This is a genomic window from Pseudomonas sp. CM25, assembly GCF_013179705.1.
Classification (GTDB): domain Bacteria; phylum Pseudomonadota; class Gammaproteobacteria; order Pseudomonadales; family Pseudomonadaceae; genus Aquipseudomonas.
The window spans coordinates 1-4,232 of the sequence record NZ_JABMCW010000415.1 but is presented as its reverse complement, the minus strand read 5'-3'; the positions used below and the strand labels follow the sequence as shown (position 1 = coordinate 4,232).

General features: G+C 65.3%; 4 protein-coding genes. 2 read left to right on the top strand and 2 right to left on the bottom strand.

The window, feature by feature from the left end; all coding sequences use genetic code 11:
• Positions 1–621: triphosphoribosyl-dephospho-CoA synthase (locus HP546_RS26845; protein ID WP_256678547.1), on the bottom strand; the 621-nt coding region annotated here is incomplete at its 3' end.
• Positions 622–677: 56 nt separating this feature from the next.
• A complete protein-coding gene (mdcA, locus tag HP546_RS26840) occupies positions 678–2,339 on the bottom strand; it encodes a malonate decarboxylase subunit alpha (RefSeq protein WP_172231847.1) in 1,662 nt (553 codons plus the stop codon).
• A 299-nt stretch (positions 2,340–2,638) separates the two neighbouring features.
• Here mdcA and HP546_RS26835 point away from each other — a divergent pair, with 299 nt between their 5' ends.
• Positions 2,639–3,706: an enoyl-CoA hydratase/isomerase family protein gene (locus HP546_RS26835; protein WP_172231844.1), complete on the top strand. Its 1,068-nt coding sequence runs from the start codon at positions 2,639–2,641 to the stop codon at positions 3,704–3,706.
• A gap of 16 nt (positions 3,707–3,722) precedes the next feature.
• On the top strand, positions 3,723–4,232 hold a 510-nt coding region (locus tag HP546_RS26830; protein WP_172231841.1), incomplete at its 3' end, for an acyl-CoA dehydrogenase family protein.

Genomic DNA, 4,232 nt, shown 5'->3' with positions numbered 1-4,232 from the left:
GGCGCGGCTGCGCTGCAGTTGCGGCAGCCCGTGGCGGATGACGGCGGGGAAGCCTTGCTGTGCCTGTTCCCGAGCGCCGCTGGTGCCGTAGCGCTGGCGCACCTGCAGGCCGTGGCTTTGCTGTGGCGGCATGGCCGGGTCGTCGAGCAGGGCGATGCGCCCGGCGCGGGCGGCCAGGGTGCTGGCGTCGGCATCGGGGTCGAGGGCCTTGGCGGCTACCAGCAGGCCCAGGGCCCAGATCGCGCCGCGGTGGGTGTTGACGCCGTGGGTGGCGGCCAGCATCGCGGCTTCGCCATCGCGGCCGAGCTTGCCCAGAGAGGCACGTAGCGGTTGGCTGATCGTGCCGATGGTTTGGGCGGCTTCAGCCATGTTGCGCAGGCAGGGCCACAGGGCCAGGGCCGAGGCGTGCATCAGGGCCAGGGTCATATCGGTATGGGCGCCGTTGCTGCGGCGGTCTACCAGGCCGGGTTTGGGTGACAGGTCGGCTTCGTCGATCAGGGCCTCAACCGCCAGGTCGGCCAAGTGGTCGGCCAAGGGAATTTCGATTGCCTGGGCCGGCCTCTTCGCGGGTAAACCCGCTCCCACAGGGACGGTGCCGGATTGAAGTGAAGAGATGAACATGTGGGAGCCGGTGTGCCCGCGAAGAGGCCCATGCGGTTGCAAGTCGAGTGCTTTCATTACCAGCTCCTGAACCGCGCAGGCGGGTTGTAGAGGCCGCCAGACCAATCGACCAAGTCGGCGATGCTGCGCGCGGCCAGCAGCTCGCGGCTGGCGTCGGTGCGGCGGATGCCGAGGTCTTCGGGCAAGGCAATCAGGCCCTGCTGGCGCATGCGCTGGGTATCCTTCGGGTCATGCCGCAGGCCTATCGCAGTAACCCCGGCGACGGCGGCGATCATCTGCTGGCGCTCTTCCAGGCTGCGGGCCTTGTACAGGTAGGCGATGCCCTCCTCGGTCAACAGGTGGGTGACGTCGTCGCCGTAGATCATCACCGGTGCCAGCGGCATGCCGGCCTTCTTGGCTACTTCCACGGCATCGAGGGTTTCCACAAAGGTGGGCTTGCCGCCTTCCTGGTAGGTCTCGACCATCTGCACCACCAGCTTGCGGCCGCGTTCGAGCAGAGTGTCCGGCACGGTCATGTCGAGCCAGGCCGGGGTGGCATGGCGCCGGCCACGGGAGTCGTGGCCCATGTTCGGCGCGCCGCCGAAACCGGCCAGGCGGCCGCGGGTCACGGTCGAGGAATGGCCATCGCCGTCCACCTGCAGGGTGGCGCCAATGAACAGGTCGACGGCGTATTGCCCGGCCAGCTGGCACATCATGCGGTTGGAGCGCAGCGAACCATCGCGGCCAGTGAAGAACACGTCGGGGCGCTGGGCGATGTAGTCCTCCATGCCCAGCTCGGTACCGAAGCAGTGCACGCTCTGCACCCAACCGGTCTCGATGGCCGGGATCAGTGTGGGGTGCGGGTTGAGTGTCCAGTTGCGGCAGATCTTGCCCTTCAGGCCCAGCGACTCGCCATAGGTGGGCAGGATCAGCTCGATGGCTGCGGTGTTGAAGCCAATGCCGTGGTTGAGCGACTGCACCTGGTGCTTTTCGTAGATACCGCGTATGGCCATCATCGCCATCAGCACATGCACCGGCTTGATATGGCGCGGGTCGCGGGTGAACAGCGGTTCTATATAGAAGGGCTGGTCGGCGACCACCACGAAATCGACCCAGGAGGCCGGGATATCAACCCGTGGCAGGTCGTCTACACGGTCCACCAACTGGTTGACCTGGGCGATGACGATGCCGTCGCTGAAGGCGGCTGGCTCCACCAGTGCCGGGGTGTCCTCTGTGCTGGGGCCGGTGTACAGGTTGCCGTCGCGATCAGCCATGAAGCCTGCCACCAATGTCACGTTGGGGATCAGGTCGACCAGCAGCCGCGAGTACAGCTCTATGTAGGTGTGAATGGCGCCGACTTCGAGCAGGCCATCCTCCAGCAGCTGGCCGATGCGCAGGCTTTGCGGGCCGGCGAAGGAGAAATCGAGCTTGCGCGCAATGCCGCGTTCGAACAGGTCCAGGTGCTCGGCACGGCTGACGCTGGGCATGATCATGTGCAGGTCGTGCAGGCGCGCAGGGTCGGCCTTGGCCAGCGAGCGCGAAAGGAAGTCGGCCTGCTTCTGGTTGTTGCCTTCGAGCACCACCCGGTCGCCGGGGGCGAGCAACAGCTCCAGGGCTTCGACGATACGCTCGGTGGGCAGCACCACGCCGTCGGCGAGGTGGCGGACCCGGTCGAGGCGGCGCTGCTTTTCGGCACGCCGTCGCGACCATTGCGGCGGTGGATTCTGTGTTGTTGTCATGGTGACTCCACGGGTTCGCTGTCGTGGGGTCAACTTAGGCCTGGGGGGTTGGGGGATCAATCAAGCTCGGTGGCAGATCGTTACGGTCAGGTTAATGAACAAAGGGATGCATGGGTGCGGCTGGCCCTATCGCCCTGAAACCTTGTTAGAGTGGCAACATCCCCAGCCATGGCAGAAATGCAGGTTCGCCCTGCAGATTTGTCGATTGTGCAAGGCAAATTCGCATGCAAGGATCCGCAGATCCTCCAGCGAACTCCAGACTTCACTTGGAAAATCAATAACAAAGCAGGGAGAACGCAATGACTGCGCACGCTATTACTCCGACCGACCACGTGCTGGCCGAAGTCCGCAACCAGGTCGGCCACCTGACCCTGAACCGCCCCGCCGGCCTCAATGCCCTGACCCTGGACATGGTACGCAGCCTGCGCCAACAGCTGGACCGCTGGGCGGAAGACCCGCAAGTACACGCTGTGGTACTGCGTGGCGAGGGCCCCAAAGGGTTCTGTGCAGGTGGCGATATCCGCTCGCTGTACGACAGCTTCAAAGCCGACGACACGCTGCACCAAGACTTTTTCGTCGAGGAATACGCCCTCGACCTGCTCATCCACCACTACCGCAAACCGGTGCTGGTGCTGATGGACGGCTTTACTTTGGGTGGCGGCATGGGCCTGGCCCAGGGCTGCGACCTGCGCGTGGTCACCGAGCGCAGCCGCCTGGGCATGCCCGAAGTTGGGATCGGCTACTTCCCCGACGTCGGCGGCAGCTATTTCCTGTCGCGCATTCCCGGTGAACTGGGCATCTACCTGGGCGTGAGCGGCAACCAGATCCAGGCGGCCGACGCACTGTACTGCGGCCTGGCCGACTGGTACCTGGCCAGCGACCAGCTGGCGGCCCTCGACCAAGGGCTGGACCAGTTGCAGTTCGGCGACCAGCCGCTCAAGGACCTGCAGAACCTGCTGGCCACGCTCGGCACCCAGGTGCTCGGCGATGCGCCGCTGGAAAAGCTGCGCACGGTCATCGACCACTTCTTCGCCCTGCCCGACATGCCCGCCATCGTCGAGCAACTGCGCGCAGTCAGCGTCGACGACAGCCACCAATGGGCCCTGGCCACCGCCGACCAGCTGGAAAGCCGCTCGCCCCTGGCCATGGCGGTTACCCTGGAGATGTTGCGCCGTGGCCGCCACCTGAACCTGGAAGACTGCTTTGCCATGGAGCTGCACCTGGACCGCCAGTGGTTCCGGCACGGCGATATCATCGAAGGCGTACGTGCGTTGATCATCGACAAGGACAAACAACCGCGCTGGAACCCGCCGACCCTGGCCGCGCTGCAACGCCAGCGGGTCGACCAATTCTTCGAAGGCCTGTGAGCCCGGGAGTACACAGATGCAAGACCTGGAACTGAGCGAAGAACAGATCATGATCCGCGACATGGCCCGGGACTTTGCCCGTGGCGAGATCGCCCCGTATGCCCAGGCCTGGGAAAAGGCCGGCTGGATCGATGATGGCGTGGTGCGCAAGATGGGCGAACTGGGCCTGCTGGGCATGGTGGTACCGGAAGACTTCGGCGGCAGCTACACCGACTATGTCGCCTACGCGCTGGCCGTGGAAGAAATCGCCGCCGGCTGCGGCGCCACCGGGGCGATGATGAGCATCCACAACTCGGTGGGCTGCGGCCCGCTGCTGGCCTACGGTACAGCCGAACAGCAACAGCAGTGGCTGCCACGCCTGGCTACGGGCGAGGTGATCGGCTGCTTCTGCCTGACCGAGCCACAGGCCGGGTCCGAGGCGCACAACCTGCGTACCCGCGCCGAGCTGGTGGATGGCCAGTGGGTGATAAACGGCGCCAAGCAGTTCGTCAGCAACGCCCGCCGCGCAGGGCTGGCCATCGTGTTT

Bases quoted from the DNA above. Each gene is read 5' to 3' on its own strand.
- mdcA (WP_172231847.1), bottom strand. From the start codon at position 2,339: ATGACAACAACACAGAATCCACCGCCGCAATGGTCGCGACGGCGTGCC.
- HP546_RS26835 (WP_172231844.1), top strand. From the start codon at position 2,639: ATGACTGCGCACGCTATTACTCCGACCGACCACGTGCTGGCCGAAGTC.